The sequence below is a fragment of the Planococcus sp. APC 3906 genome (assembly GCF_030407685.1).
GTDB classification, from domain to species: Bacteria; Bacillota; Bacilli; order Bacillales_A; family Planococcaceae; genus Planococcus; species Planococcus koreensis.
Map to the genome: position 1 here is coordinate 21,090 of NZ_JASDCW010000002.1, position 14,493 is coordinate 35,582.

The following is a 14,493-nucleotide window of genomic DNA, read 5'->3' on the forward strand; positions in this document are numbered from 1 at the left end:
GTCGCAAAGACTTGCCCTCGCAGGCTTGGCGCTCGCCCGCGGCAAGCGTAGCTGTTTTGCTCCATATCTACAATTATTAATTCAACTTATATAGAACAGACTTACCATACAGAAATAGGGGTGTTCCTATGAAACGGTATCTGATCCAGCGGATTGGTTACATGATTATTACGCTTTTTATCATTGTTACTGCAACATTTTTCCTCATGCAGCTGCTTCCAGGAACTCCATTCACCAACCCGGAAAAATTGACGGCTGGGCAAATGGCAGTATTGAATGCGAAATATGGGCTGGACCAGCCGGTTGGCATCCAGTATCTCCGATATATCGGCAACTTGGTGCAAGGCGACTTGGGCTATTCTTTTCAGCATGAAGGACGGACTGTGGAAAGCATGATCAGCAGCCGGATCGGACCTTCGGCATTTATCGGCTTGCAGGCGCTGATCATTGGAGCGATTGTCGGCATGGTGCTCGGCATCATTTCCGCATTGAAGCATAATTCGCTTTTCGATTACGGTTCTGTGGCTCTTGCCGTTTTGGGGATGTCGATTCCGTCATTCGTCTTCGCAGCTTTGCTGCAGTATTATGTAGGCGTTAAGCTCGGCTGGCTTCCGGTCGCGCTATGGGAAGGCTATTCGAGCACCCTGCTGCCGTCGATTGCGCTGTCAGTGACTGTAACGGCGACAGTCGCGCGGTTTATCCGCAGTGAAATGCTTGAAGTTATCGGCCAGGATTATGTCATTACTGCACGCGCAAAAGGGATGACCGAAAAGCAGGTTGTGGTCAAGCACGTTATCCGCAACGCGCTGATTCCGGTTGTTACGATGCTTGGACCGCTGGCGGTTTCCATTATGACCGGTACGCTGGTCATTGAAAAAATCTTTTCGGTGCCGGGGCTGGGGGAGCAATTCACATTGTCTATCCTGGTGCTCGATTACAGCGTTATCATGGGGATCACGATTTTCTATAGCGCGCTGTTCATCTTTGTCGTCTTTGTCGTCGACATCATCTACGGATTCCTGGATCCCCGCATCAATTTTAGGGGGGAATCAGCATGACAGAACTAGACGCAAAATTGCCGCGCAGGCAAGGGAGCGAATTGCAAAGCGGCAACACGCCGGACGGCATTCCCGCCGATCTTTTTGTGAAATCGCCGCTTGACCAAAGCAAAAGCGAAGAAATTGGCACGCCTTCCCAGTCGTTCTGGAAAGAAGCGTTCCACCGGCTCGCTAAAAATAAAGGTGCCATGATTTCGTTGGTGCTATTGGTGTTCTTGATCGTCTTGGCGCTGATCGGGCCGAGCATGAATGAATTCACCTACCGCGAACAAAACTTGGCGCATTCCAATATGCCGCCGAAAGTGGAAGGGCTGGAATGGCTCGGCTTTAATGGATTGAATGCACAGGGCACAGATGTCTACGCTGAGCGCCAAGTAGAAACCAATTACTGGTTCGGCACAGATGAATTCGGCCGCGATTTATGGACGCGTGTCTGGAAAGGTACGCAAATCTCCTTATTCATTGCGGTGGTGGCAGCTGCGCTCGATTTGATTATCGGTGTGATTTATGGCGGGATTTCATCGTTCTATGGCGGACGGGTGGATAACGTCATGCAGCGGATCATCGAAGTGCTGATGGGGATTCCGAACTTGATTGTCATCATCCTCTTTATCCTGGTGCTCGAACCGGGTGTCCGTTCCATCATTTTGGCAATGGTCATCACCGGCTGGGTCGGCATGGCACGGGTTGTGCGGGGCCAGATCCTGCAATTGAAAGGCCAGGAATTCGTCTTGGCTTCCCGCACGCTTGGCGCGTCGAACGGCCGCTTGATCACGAAGCATCTGCTCCCGAACGTCATGGGGCCGATCATTGTCACGGTCATGTTCACGATTCCGACAGCGATATTCTTTGAAGCCTTCTTGAGCTTTATCGGCCTCGGCTTGCAGGCGCCGCTTGCATCACTCGGCGTACTGATTGAAGACGGCTATAAATCGATGAGGTATTTCCCGTATAAATTGATTTTCCCGGCGCTTGTCATCAGTACGATTATGATTTGCTTCAACTTGCTGGGTGACGGTTTGCGCGATGCATTAGATCCGAAAATGAGAAAATAGGGGAGGGTCCTATCCGATGAAAGAAAATATTTTGACGGTTGATAATCTGCATGTTTCATTCAAGACCCAAACCGGGAAAGTCACTGCTGTCCGTGGGGTCAACTTTGAGCTGAAAAAAGGCGAGACACTGGCAATTGTCGGTGAATCGGGCTCAGGGAAATCCGTGACGGCGAAATCGATCATGCGTTTATTGCCTAAACACAATACCGAAATCAGCAAAGGCGATATTCTCTATGGCGAAAAGAGCCTGCTGAGCCTGTCTGCCAAAGAAATCACCGATATCCGCGGCTCCGAAATTTCGATGGTGTTCCAGGATCCGATGACGTCGCTGAATCCGACGATGAAAGTCGGCAAGCAAATCATGGAAGGCCTTCAGCGCCATCAGAACATGACGAAAGCACAGGCACGCGACCGCGCGCTTGAGATGCTGAAATTGGTGGGCATTCCGAAAGCAGAGCAGCGGCTGGACAATTACCCGCATCAGTTCTCCGGCGGGATGCGCCAGCGCGTCGTCATCGCTTTGGCGCTTGCCTGCAATCCGAAAGTACTGATTGCGGATGAGCCGACAACTGCGCTTGACGTCACCATCCAGGCACAAATTCTGGATTTGATGAAAGATTTGCAGCAAAAAACAGACACGGCCATTATTTTGATCACCCATGACCTTGGGGTCGTCGCCAATATGGCGGACCGTGTTGCTGTCATGTACGGCGGCAAGATCGTCGAACAAGGGACGCTGGATCAGATTTTCTATAATCCGCAGCACCCATATACACTGGGGCTCTTGAAATCGATGCCCAAGCTCAATGAAGACAAAGGGCAGCCGCTATTGCCGATTGCCGGCTCTCCACCGACGCTCGCGACGCTCGGCGAAGGCTGTGCTTTTGCGGCGAGATGCCCGCATACGATGAAAGTGTGCCATTCGTATACGCCGCAGGATACCGAAGTGGAGCAAGGCCATACGGCGGCATGCTGGCTTCAGGATGTGCGGACGCCGAAAGCGTCACCGGGAGAAGTGCTCGGTGTCAATTAACACAAGTTCTAGAGAGAAAAGCTTGCCTTAGGGTAAGCTTTTTTTCTTTTCCTAAAACAGCCCCAACTATTTCGTTTATTCCAAATGAGCTTTGAAATAATCAATTTTATCTGAAAAATCTGAAAGTTCAATTGACTTTTGGTATTTTTTGAAGAATAATGGAGAGAATAACTTCTAAAAAAAGGAAGAGAAAAATGACGTTCGAACTCCCTCGCTTGTATAATCTTTTCGGTTAAATCTTTTCTTCGTAAAAGCCATCCATTCATGTTCTCCGATTTATCGTTAATGGGTTTGCTTCATGGGCAAATCGGCAGAATGTTATTTTTCCACATCAAAAGAAAAGAGCAGTGCTAAAAAAGAAGGGGGAAAATAAGGTGAAGAAAAATGTTGTGTGGTCGTTCATTCTTTTATTAATCATCAGTATGTTGGCAGCCTGTGGTTCTGGGGATGCCGAAGAAACGGCGCAAGAGGAGAAAAAAAGCGGAGCAGAAACTGTCCTCAGCCGGATTGAAGAATCCAAAAAATTGAATGTTGCATTTGAAGGAACATATCCGCCATTTAATTTCCTGGACGACAATGATGAGTTCCAAGGATTCGATGTCGATATTTCAAATGAACTCGCCAAACGCCTTGGTGTTGAAGCGAATTTTATTGCCACGAAATGGGACGGGCTGATCGGCGGCTTGAAAGCTGATAAATTCGATATCATCATCGGCCAAATGACCGTGACAGAAGAGCGCAAAAAAAGCGTCGATTTTACGGATCCATACGTAATTACGGGCTCGGTGCTGGTGACGCGCGAGGATACGACTGATATTACGAAACTTGAAGACATTAAAGGGAAGAAAGTCGGCGTTGGCGGGGGAACTACTTTTGAAGAAGTGGCGAATAGCGTTGAAGGTGCTGATGTGAAATTATACAAAGCGGTCAGTGATTATATCCAGGATTTAACAAACAAGCGCCTGGATGCCATCATCAACGACCAATTGCTGATCAGCTACAACATTAAAGAAGAGGGTCTGCCGATCAAGATTGCGAGCGATATTCTAAATAAAGATGAAATCGGTATGGCAGTCAATAAAGGCAATGACGATTTTATTGAAAAAGTGAACGTGGCGCTGGGAGAAATGAAAGAAGATGGAACATACAATGAAATCTATAAAAAATGGTTCGGCACTGAGCCGTTAGAAAATTGACGGAGGCTGGAAGCGGCCAAAGGAACATCTTTGATTCCTTTGTGCTTTCCCTTTAATTGAAGCAAAGCATGGTGAAGGAGGGTGAGAAGCTTGCATATCTTTGTCTTGGGCACCGGGATGATTGGCACAACGGTAGTGACGGAAATGAGTAAATTTCCGGAAATCGACGTTATTACGGCTGTGGATGTTAATCAAGCCAGCATCGATAAATGCTTGGCCATTGCCGGTAGCGCAAAAGTGATCGGCAAAGTAGCTGCGTTAAAGACAGAAGAAGATATTGCGCACGTATTGACTGGCGCTGACTTGGCTATAGCTTGTCTTCCTCATTCCCTTAGCTTGGCCGCCATAAAAGCAGCTATTGCCTCCCATTGCCATTTAGTGGATCTAGTGGGCTCTCAGTTCATGGAGAAAATGGATTTGAACGAACAAGCGAAGCAGGCAGGCGTCATTATTGTGCCCGGATGCGGTGTCGCACCCGGAATTACAAATTTCTTAGCGGCCCAAGGCATAGACCTCTTGGATGAAGCGGACGAGGCAGTCATGACGTGCGGCGGAATTCCGATGCACCCGATTCCACCGTTATGGTATCAAGTGGTTTACCGCCTCGAAAGTTTATTGCGGCTGTATACGAAACCGGCAACGGCCATTGAAGAAGGGGAACTTGTCGAATTGGCGCCGCTTTCCAATCTGCAGGAAATCACTTTCCCCGAACCGGTCGGGCTATGTGAAACGGTAATCACCGATGCCCATAGTACGGCTTTCGTGTTAAAAGGAAAAGTGAAAAATTTGTATGAAAAAACGGTCCGCTACCCCGGGCACTGGGAAAAAATGAAGGTGATTGGTGAGCTCGGCTTTCTTGATGACATACCCATTGCGCTTGAAGGGATCGTGACCACACCTCGTGCTTTTGCCGAGAAAGTGCTGGTTTCGAAAATGAAAGGGGATTCGCATGAGGACATTACCGTCCTGCGGGTGGAAGTGACGGGCACAAAAGACGGAAAGCGGACAAAGCATCGATGGGAGATGGTTGATTTATATGATCATCAACGGGATATTACCTCGATGGCTAAGACGACCGCGCTTCCAGCGCTCATTATAGCGAAACTGATTGCGACAAAGAAAATAACCGAGACAGGGGTTATTCCGATCGAAAGCTTGATTATTCGGGATCGATTCCAGCCATTTCTTGATGAATTAAAGCGTTTAGGAATCGATATTGACTATAAAGAAGAAGTTTTCATTTCATCGGAATAACAATCATAGCGCTTGTCTGAATGGAGGAACTATGGACTTTACGATTATTATCGATTCATTGCCATCATTATTAAAAGCGACATTAATGACAATTTTCTTAGCAGCGATTTCCATCGTTATTGCCTTGGTGATTGGTTTTTTTACAGCCATCATCCGGATCCTGAAAGTGAAAGTGTTAAATGAAGTGGCGAATACGTATGTCTCCCTTATGCGGGGAACACCGCTGCTGGTTCAAATATTCGTCATCTATTACGGATTGCCGCAAATAGGGATTGCTTTGGATCCGATTTCTTCCGGTGTATTGGCGTTAAGTTTAAATGCAGGGGCATATCTTTCGGAGTCTTTCCGCGCCTCCATTTTGGCGGTGGACAGCGGCCAAATGGAAGCTTCGGTCTCAATGGGAATGACCTATAGCCAAGCATTGAAGCGCATCATTTTGCCGCAGAGCCTGCGGATTGCGATTCCGACGCTGTCCAATTCGTTTATTGTGCTGATAAAAGATACATCGCTTGTATCGGTGATTACCGTTACGGAGTTATTGCAAATGTCGAGCTTGATCATCGCAAAAACATTTGAACCGCTGACAATTTATTTAGTGGCAGCGGCGATTTACTGGATTTTGATTTCGTTTTTCACCAAGCTATTGGACAGGCTGGAAATTCAGAGTTCCAAATATCTAGTCCGCTGACCCGGTAGGAGGTTGCCATGACAATGATCCAAGTAGAGAATTTAAAAAAGGCCTTTGGCGACAATGAAGTCTTAAAAGGCATTGATCTGACAATAGATAAAAGCGAAGTGGTGGTCATTATGGGTCCGAGCGGCTCGGGGAAATCCACGTTGCTGCGCTGCTTGAATTTCTTGGAAGAGCCGACGGAAGGCGTCATTCAAATTGGTGAATACCAAGTCCATGCCGGTGGAAAAATTGACAGGCAGCGCAAGAAGGTCATCAGGGAATTGAGGAAAAAAACGGGTTTTGTGTTTCAATCGTTCAATTTATTTCCGCATAAGACGGCCATTGAAAATATCATGGAAGGGCCTATTGCCATTCACGGAATGAAACCGGAAGAAGCGAAAAAAGTCGCTGAAGTGTTGTTGGCCAAAGTCGGCTTAGGTGACCGCAGCGACCATTTTCCAGCGCAGTTGTCAGGCGGGCAGCAGCAGCGGGTGGCGATTGCGAGATCGCTTGCATTGAATCCACTGGTCATGCTGTTTGATGAACCCACATCCGCACTCGATCCGGAGCTTGTCCGTGAAGTGCTGCTGGTTATTAAGAGTTTAGCTGAAGAAGGAATGACCATGGTGATTGTCACACATGAAATGAATTTTGCGAAAGAAGTTGCAGACCGCGTCGTCTTTATGGATGAGGGCGTCATTGTAGAGCAGGGGACATCCAAAGAAATTTTTCTCCATCCGAAAGAAGAGCGGACGAAACAATTTCTTTACCAAGTTGAGGCAGTTGTTACGGATTGAAGCGAAAACAAAAACCGGCCAGAAGGAATGCCTTCTGGCCGGTTTTCTGTCGTTTATTTAAATAGTTGTGGGATGCCGTTCGATAACGTGTAAATCCCCATCCACGCCATTGCGATAACGATGATGACGCCGAAGATGGTCATCCAGAGCGGGTGCTTGTAATCACCGACGATTTTCGCCTTATGCGCAGCAATCAGCATGACGCCGAGGGCAATCGGCAAAATCAAGCCGTTCAGCGAGCCCACCAACAAGAGGATCAGCACAGGCTGGCCGACGATGACGAAAACGGAAGTTGAAATGACGATAAAGCTGATGACCAGCAGGCGGTTGTATTTTTCAAGCGCCGGGCTGAATGTGCGGATAAACGACACGGACGTATAGGCCGCTCCGACAACCGATGTCACAGCCGCGGCCCACATAACCACGCCGAAAATCTTGTAGCCGATATTGCCGGCAGCCAATTGGAATACAGAAGCCGGCGGGTTGTCCGGATTCAGCTGCAAACCTTGCGAAACGACGCCAAGCACCGCCAGAAAAAGAAGGACGCGCATCAATGACGCAATCAGAATGGCGGCAATCGAGCTGCGCGTAACAGCAGGTACGTGTTCTTTGCCGGTCAAGCCGGCATCGATCAGCCGGTGGCCGCCGGCAAATGTGATATAGCCGCCAACGGTCCCGCCGACAAGCGTTACGATGGCAAAAATATCGATGGTATCCGGTACAAAGGTTTTCACTACGGCTTCGCCGATCGGCGGCTGGGCCGAAATCATGACGTAAACTGTCAAGGCGATCATGACGAACCCGAGAACCTGGGCAAACCGGTCCATCGCTTTGCCTGCTTCTTTGACCACAAAGATGCCGACGGCCAGCAAGCCGCTTAAAATGGCGCCGGTTTTGGCATCGATGCCGAACAAAACGTTCATCCCGAGGCCAGCGCCGCCGACATTGCCGATGTTGAAGGCCAGGCCGCCCATGACAACAAGAAGGGCTAAAAAGTAACCGAGGCCAGGCAGCACATCATTGGCAATATCCTGTGCCCGTTTTCCAGAGACGGCAATGATGCGCCAAATATTAGTCTGGGCTCCGATATCAATGATGATGGAAATGAGAATGACAAAGCCCATCGAAGCCATCAATTGGTCAGTAAAAACGGTCGTCTGGGTAAGGAACCCAGGCCCGATGGCGGAAGTCGCCATCAGGAAAGCGGCACCGAGCAGGACGCTGCGGTTCGCTTTTTTAATGATTTTCGCATCTTTGTCCATGGTATTGCCTCCTTTGTAATGGAATTACAGAAACTCTTCTACTTTGGTGATGTCGATTCCTGCACCGGCCAGTGAACTCGAGATGGCAGCTGCGAAATCGAGTGCCGTCGCGCCGTCGCCGTGGATGCAGATGGTGTCGGCTGTAATTTGGATTTCCTGCTGCTGGGTGCTCATGACTTTTTGTTCTTTGACCATACGTATGACTTGTTCGAGTGCCGTCCCGGTATCGGTGATGAGTGCATCCGGCTGGGTGCGCGGTGTCAAACTGCCGTCGGCCTGGTAGGTGCGGTCCGAGAAAACTTCGTTGGCAGTGCGCAAACCGATCTTTTTCCCGGCTTTCACCAATTCGCTGCCGGACAAGCCGAATAAAATAAGTTCAGGATCGATTTTATACACGGCTTCCGCGATCGCTTCCGATAATCCGGCATTTTGCGCAGCCATATTGTAAAGGGCGCCGTGGGCTTTGACATGCTGCATCTTGCCGCCTTCAGCTTGGACGAAGCCTGATAAAGCGCCGATCTGGTAAACGACCAGGTCATAGGCTTCCTGCGGCGACAAGCTGATGTTGCGCCGGCCGAAGCCGACCAGGTCCTGAAGCCCGGGGTGGGCACCGATGCCGACGTTCTTCTCGAGCGCGAGCTGAACGGTTTTGCGCATCGTTGCCGGATCCCCCGCATGGAAGCCGCAGGCGATATTGGCTGATGTGATGTAGTCCAGGATGGCCTCGTCATTGCCCATTCGGTAAACGCCGAAGCTTTCTCCCATATCGCAGTTCAAATCCACTTTAAACGTCATTTCCATTCCTCCATTTTCAAGTCGATTCCAATTTTCATTTGGCGGATATGCTGTTCCTGCGCAATCAACCGCTTTTGCGCTTCATCGAGCGAAATTTCCTTGAAGCGGATTTTATCTCCCGGATTCAATTGGCTGATGAGCGGCAAGTCGATGCTTGCCACTTGGCCGATTTTCGGATAGCCGCCGGTCGTCTGGCGGTCTGCCATCAAGACGATGGGGTTGCCGTCCGGCGGCACTTGAATCGAACCGAATGCCACAGGCTCCGAAATCAATTCCTCAGCTTTGCTGAGTGTAAGCGGTGTGCCTTCAAGGCGGTAACCCATGCGGTCGGAATGAGCGCCAACAGTGAACTGGCTGTTAAAGACCCGCTCTTGGCTTTGTGCATCGAACAAGTCAAATTGGCGGCCTTTCATGATGCGGACTACGGGTTCATTGAAATAGCGGATGGCCGGAATCTGCCATTCCTGGCCGGAGTTCGCCGCTTTCAACAGCGCTGCCGCGCGTTTTGGGTCCACCGGATTCAATGGCACACGGTCGCCCGTTTTCAGCGCCCGCCCCTGAAATCCGCCGATCGCTGCGCGCAAATAGGTCGATTTGCTGTGCATGACTTCAGGCACATTGATGCCGCCAGCTGCGGCAAGATAGGTTCGGCATCCTTTCTTCGGTGCGCCGAATGACAAGGTGCATCCTTTTTTGACTGCAAGCGTGCGCCACATGCGGCATTCTTTGCCGTCGAGTTGAGGGGACAGGTCTCCGCCGCATAACGCGATGATTGCATCTTCTTCGAACTCAATGGAAGGGCCGGCAAGAGAAATTTCAAGCGTTGCTGCATTTTCGTGGTTCCCCACGAGCAAATTCGCGATGCGGTGCGCAAATGGATCCATTGCGCCGCTCGCGATGACGCCGTATTTCTGGAAGCCGTAGCGTCCAAGGTCCTGTACGGATGTCAGCATGCCGCCTTTAAGAATCTTCAGCATCATCATGTTCCTCCCATTCGTAGTATTCCTGTTCTGAAATCCGGCGGAATTTAATGGTGTCGCCGGCTTTCAGCAAGCTGGGCATTTCCTGCTCCGGCCGGAACAGGCGCAGCGGTGTACGGCCGATCAATTGCCAGCCGCCCGGTGTTTCAATCGGGTAGACGCCGGTCTGGATGCCAGCGATGCCGACGGTTCGTTCCGGTATTCGCAGCCGCGGGCTTTCCCGGCGTGGCGCTGCGATTTTCTCGGACATGCCGCTGATGAATGGGAAGCCGGGGGCAAAACCGATCATCGACACCGCATAGTCGCCCGCGCTGTGGATGGCAACCACTTCTTCAGCAGTCAATCCATTATGCTGTGCCACGAATTCCAGGTCGGGACCGAACTCGCCCCCGTAGCATACGGGAATTTCCACAATGCGCGGTTCTGGTACAGGAACCCCGCTGGCATGCTGCAAGAGCTCTTCTAAAGCACTTTTCGCTTCATCGTATAAAACGGCAAGCGGGTTGTAGAAGACCGCGATCGTCGTGAACGCTGGTATCGATTCGACCATCCATACAGGAGGCCGGCCTTCGAGCAAGGCCGCCGCTTTCCGGATTTGCTGCTGCACTTCTTCGGTTATTTCGTTGCCGGCTTCGATCATGATCGCCTGGTCCCCAAGCGGGGTGAACGTAAAGCTCATGCTGCCACCTCATCCTCTGATTATTCGAATTACTTTTTTCAATTATATGGCTTTGCAGTGATGAATGGAAGGGAATGCGGAGATTCATTGGAGGAAGACGCCGTTAAAGGCAAAAAGAAGCTATCCGCAACCGCGGACAGCTTCCTTCTTTATTCTTCGATATCGATTTTCTGTGTTGCGTCAGCGCCGTTGAAAAATTCTTTTGAAATTTCGGCAATCGTGCCGTCTTCCAGCATTTCTTCGATAGCGCCGTTGACGTTTTCAACCAATTCTTCGTTGTCTTTGTTCATGACCATGCTCACTTCCGACGGGCTGTACTTGATGTCGGGGTGGATGGTGATGTTCAATTCCGGGAAAGCCGCCAAAGCCAATGTCTGCAAATAATAATCGTTCAAGATAACGTCCGTGCGTCCGATGGCGACGTCGCGCAAATACACTTCGTTCGTCGCGTTGTCGTAAACCACTTCTTCAGCGCCATAAGAACGGGCCGTTTCCATATAGACCGACGTGGAAGCGCCAGCCGCTTTTTTGCCTTTTAAATCTTCCAATGTCTTGATGCCCGACAAATCATCTTTGCGGACAATCGCTGTGCCGTATGAAAATTTGAATGGCGTCGAGAAAGCGAATTTCTCTTTGCGGTCTTCCGTTGCTTCAATGTCATTCGCTGCTAGGTCGACTTGGCCTGTTTGCACAGACGTCAGCATTTCATCGAAGCCGAGCTCCGAGAATTCGACTTCAAGCTCGAGGCGTTCAGCGATTTCGCGCACGACTTCAACTTCGAAGCCAGTCAATTTGTCGGTGCCTTCTTCGCGGTAAGAAGTCGGGAACAATGTGCCGGAAGTGGCAACCGTCAATGTGCCTTCTTCTTTGATTTCGTCCCACGCCGTTTTGGCTTCTTCAGAACCGCTGTCGCTGCCAGAAGATCCGCAGCCTGCTAAAAGTGAAAGGGATAATGTGCCTGCTAGCAAAGCCCAACCCTGTTTTTTCAATAAATGCTTCATCGTTTGGTCCCTCCTTGAAATGTAATCCTTTAAAAACATAGCATTATAAACGAAAGGGGGCAAAGTATTCTTGCAACTTCCCGATAAGTTTAATTATTCTTTCAATTCAATTGCAGGGGATGGCTGGCAATGCATCGAATTAATTCCATAAGAGCAAAGGGCTGGAGTGAAATGGCCAGAACGGAGTGGCGTACATGGCGATGTTGAAAACAAGTGGTTTAACGAAGATGTTCGGAGATTTCAAGGCGCTTGACGGAGTTGATTTGGAAGTGGAGGCGGGCGAGGTTTTCGGTTTTATCGGTCCGAACGGATCAGGAAAGTCGACGACGCTGCGCGTGCTTCTCGGCATTCTCCAAGCAACCGAAGGGAAGGCGGAAATCTTCGGTCTGGATGCCTGGAAAGATGCATTGGAAATCCATAAGCGGGTCGCCTATGTGCCGGGGACGTCAATTTATGGCCAAATCTGACCGGCGGGGAAGTCATCGATTTGTTCATCAAATTGCGCGGCGGCAAACCGGACGGCAAGCGGGAAGAGCTGATCCGCCGATTCGATCTGGACCCGCGCAAGAAATGCCATGCCTATTCCAAAGGCAATCGGCAGAAAGTGGCGCTGGTCGCTGCGCTGTGCATGGATGCGGACCTTTATATTTTGGATGAGCCGACTTCCGGATTGGATCCGCTGATGGAACGGGTTTTCCAGGATTATATTATGGAAGTGAAAGCAAAAGGCAAAAGCGTGCTCTTGTCGAGCCACATCTTGTCAGAAGTGGAAAAGATCTGCGACAAGGTGGCAATCATCCAGCAAGGGAAAATCATCGAAACAGGAACATTGAAAGAGCTCCGGCACCTGACCGGCACCATCGTCCAAGTCGAGACGAAAGTGCCGATTGCCGGTTTGCGGGAGTTGAAAGGCGTCAGCGGCGTCACGGACGAAGACGGCGCGGTATCGTTTCAGGCGGACACGGAAGAGCTTGACGCCATCATGCGCCATATCAGCGCTTTTGGCATTACGCGGATGGACAGTTCCCCGCCGACATTGGAGGAGTTGTTCATTCGGCATTATGAAAAAGCCGATCATCCGGGGGGCGGGGGCTAATGGACAAAGGGTTAGTGCAAGGCACAAGCGCTTTGATGCGTTTTATCGTCCAGCGCGACCGCCTGCGGCTGCCTTTATGGCTGTTGTCATTCATCGCGATGACGTGCATCATCGCTTTTGCGTTCACCGGTTTATACCAGAATGATGCGGAACGGCAGGCGATGGCGGAGACGATGCGCAATCCGGCGATGACGGCGATGGTCGGCCCGGGCTATGGTTTGGATAATTACACAATCGGGGCGATGCTGAGCCATGAAATGCTGCTGATGACGGCTGTGGTGGTCGGGCTCATGAATATCCTTCTGCTGTCCCGCCATACGCGCGCGGACGAAGAAGATGGCCGGCTGGAAATGATCCGGTCGCTGCCGGTCGGTCGGCTGTCGAATTTGCTGTCGGTGCTGCTCGTGCTATTCGGCGTGAATGTTCTGTTATCGGTATTGACCGCGCTTTCATTGATGGCGCTGAACATTGACAGCATCGATGCCGAAGGGTCTTTCGTCTATGGTTTTGCGCTGGGATCGGCCGGCATGGTATTCGCTGCACTAGCGGCTGTTTTCGCCCAGCTCTCCCAGAGTTCGAGGGGCACTGTCGGCTTGTCGATTACGGCATTGCTGCTGGCTTATATCATCCGCGCAATCGGGGATCTGTCAGGCGGAACGCTGTCGCTGTTTTCACCGCTCGGCTGGATTCTCCGCACGGAAGCCTATGTCACTAATTATTGGTGGCCCATTTTCTTGACGGCCGGCGCGGCGTTGGCGCTCGCGCTGCTGGCGCTGTATTTGAATTCGGTGCGTGACCTCGGCTCCGGCTTTTTGCCGGTGCGTGCAGGGCGGGCGCATGCTTCCAAGGGGCTGGCGAACCCGTTCGGCCTGGCATTCCGGCTTCAGCGGACGGGACTCATCGCATGGGCCGCAGGGTTGCTGCTGATTGGCGCCTCCTATGGCTCGGTGCTCGGCGACATGGAATCTTTCTTTGAAGACATCGATTTGATGCAGCAGCTGATCGTCCAGCAATCCGGATTTTCCATTACCGAACAATTCATCCCGGTGCTGATGTCGGTTATGGCCATACTCGGGACGATTCCTGTGCTGATGGCGGTGCTGAAAGTGAAAGGGGAAGAAACCAATGGGCGGTTGGAGCACATCCTGAGCAAGGCCGTATCGAAAAATCGGCTGCTTGGCAGCTATGTGCTGCTTGCGGTGTTGGCAAGCTTCGTGATCTTGGGGCTCGCTGGCCTCGGCCTTGGCGGAGTCGGCATTTCGGTCATCGAGGAAGATCTTCGGCTCGCGATGTTCATGAAGGCTGCGCTGGCTTATTTGCCGGCGGCATGGGTGATGGTCGGCATAGCAGTGTTATTGCTCGGCTGGGCGCCGAGGTTCACCGGTTTGATGTGGCTTTACATCGCATTTTCTTTTATTGCCATTTATTTTGGCGAGCTGTTTCAATTCCCGGATTGGGTGCAAAAGCTGACGCCTTACGGCTATGTCGCGCAAGTGCCGGTTGAAGCCGTGGATTGGGGCATTCTAAGCGCATTGGCCGCTGCCGCTGCCGTACTTTTAATCATTGGATTTATGGGCTTCAATAAAAGAGACATCAGCCAATCGTAAAGGAGAG

At 50.8% G+C, this 14,493-nt stretch carries 13 protein-coding genes and 1 pseudogene; 9 read left to right on the forward strand and 5 right to left on the reverse strand.

Going from position 1 to position 14,493, the window contains the following annotated elements; translation table 11 throughout:
• The first annotated feature begins 128 nt into the window (after positions 1-128).
• The 7 genes from QMA09_RS01460 to QMA09_RS01490 all read left to right on the forward strand — a co-directional run bounded on the left by QMA09_RS01460 (position 129) and on the right by QMA09_RS01490 (position 7,066).
• On the forward strand, positions 129-1,058 hold the full coding sequence (locus tag QMA09_RS01460) for an ABC transporter permease (RefSeq protein ID WP_135505847.1): 930 nt from the start codon (positions 129-131) through the stop codon (positions 1,056-1,058).
• Positions 1,055-2,113: an oligopeptide ABC transporter permease gene (gene opp3C, locus QMA09_RS01465; protein WP_290211751.1), complete on the forward strand. Its 1,059-nt coding sequence runs from the start codon at positions 1,055-1,057 to the stop codon at positions 2,111-2,113. Before QMA09_RS01460 ends, opp3C begins: the two co-directional genes overlap by 4 nt.
• Before the next feature lie 16 nt (positions 2,114-2,129).
• Complete coding sequence (locus tag QMA09_RS01470) at positions 2,130-3,146, forward strand: ABC transporter ATP-binding protein (protein ID WP_135505850.1); 1,017 nt, start codon at positions 2,130-2,132, stop codon at positions 3,144-3,146.
• Between the two features lie 374 nt (positions 3,147-3,520).
• Positions 3,521-4,342, forward strand: a complete 822-nt coding sequence (locus tag QMA09_RS01475; protein ID WP_290211752.1) for a transporter substrate-binding domain-containing protein — start codon at positions 3,521-3,523, stop codon at positions 4,340-4,342.
• A 90-nt stretch (positions 4,343-4,432) separates the two neighbouring features.
• Entirely contained in the window at positions 4,433-5,596 is a 1,164-nt protein-coding gene (locus QMA09_RS01480) for a saccharopine dehydrogenase family protein (protein WP_183736514.1), read from the forward strand.
• Positions 5,597-5,627: 31 nt separating this feature from the next.
• A complete protein-coding gene (locus QMA09_RS01485) occupies positions 5,628-6,284 on the forward strand; it encodes an amino acid ABC transporter permease (RefSeq protein WP_183736515.1) in 657 nt (218 codons plus the stop codon).
• A 23-nt stretch (positions 6,285-6,307) separates the two neighbouring features.
• Positions 6,308-7,066 carry an amino acid ABC transporter ATP-binding protein gene (locus QMA09_RS01490; protein WP_290211918.1) on the forward strand — a complete coding sequence of 253 codons (759 nt, stop codon included), beginning with the start codon at positions 6,308-6,310 and terminating at the stop codon, positions 7,064-7,066.
• 53 nt (positions 7,067-7,119) lie between these two features.
• Here the strand turns inward: QMA09_RS01490 and QMA09_RS01495 are convergent, their stop codons facing one another.
• The 5 genes from QMA09_RS01495 to QMA09_RS01515 form a co-directional block, all read right to left on the reverse strand.
• A complete protein-coding gene (locus QMA09_RS01495) occupies positions 7,120-8,328 on the reverse strand; it encodes an NRAMP family divalent metal transporter (RefSeq protein ID WP_183736516.1) in 1,209 nt (402 codons plus the stop codon).
• A 24-nt stretch (positions 8,329-8,352) separates the two neighbouring features.
• Positions 8,353-9,123 (reverse strand): LamB/YcsF family protein, encoded by a 771-nt coding sequence (locus QMA09_RS01500; RefSeq protein WP_290211753.1) that lies wholly within the window; start codon positions 9,121-9,123, stop codon positions 8,353-8,355.
• The gene (locus QMA09_RS01505) at positions 9,120-10,100 is read right to left on the reverse strand and encodes a 5-oxoprolinase subunit C family protein (protein ID WP_290211754.1); all 981 of its coding nucleotides are present in this window, start codon (positions 10,098-10,100) and stop codon (positions 9,120-9,122) included. Before QMA09_RS01505 ends, QMA09_RS01500 begins: the two co-directional genes overlap by 4 nt.
• On the reverse strand, positions 10,084-10,782 hold the full coding sequence (gene pxpB / locus QMA09_RS01510; protein WP_290211755.1) for a 5-oxoprolinase subunit PxpB: 699 nt from the start codon (positions 10,780-10,782) through the stop codon (positions 10,084-10,086). Before pxpB ends, QMA09_RS01505 begins: the two co-directional genes overlap by 17 nt.
• A 149-nt stretch (positions 10,783-10,931) precedes the next feature.
• The gene (locus QMA09_RS01515; RefSeq protein WP_135503498.1) at positions 10,932-11,783 is read right to left on the reverse strand and encodes a transporter substrate-binding domain-containing protein; all 852 of its coding nucleotides are present in this window, start codon (positions 11,781-11,783) and stop codon (positions 10,932-10,934) included.
• 194 nt (positions 11,784-11,977) lie between these two features.
• On the opposite strand from QMA09_RS01515, the pseudogene QMA09_RS01520 reads away from it, so the two are divergent.
• Together QMA09_RS01520 and QMA09_RS01525 are read left to right on the forward strand one after the other, a co-directional pair.
• Positions 11,978-12,879: pseudogene (locus tag QMA09_RS01520) on the forward strand (ABC transporter ATP-binding protein).
• Positions 12,879-14,486: an ABC transporter permease gene (locus QMA09_RS01525; RefSeq protein ID WP_290211756.1), complete on the forward strand. Its 1,608-nt coding sequence runs from the start codon at positions 12,879-12,881 to the stop codon at positions 14,484-14,486. The pseudogene QMA09_RS01520 and the gene QMA09_RS01525 overlap by 1 nt, the downstream one beginning before the upstream one ends.
• The last annotated feature ends 7 nt before the right edge of the window (positions 14,487-14,493 follow it).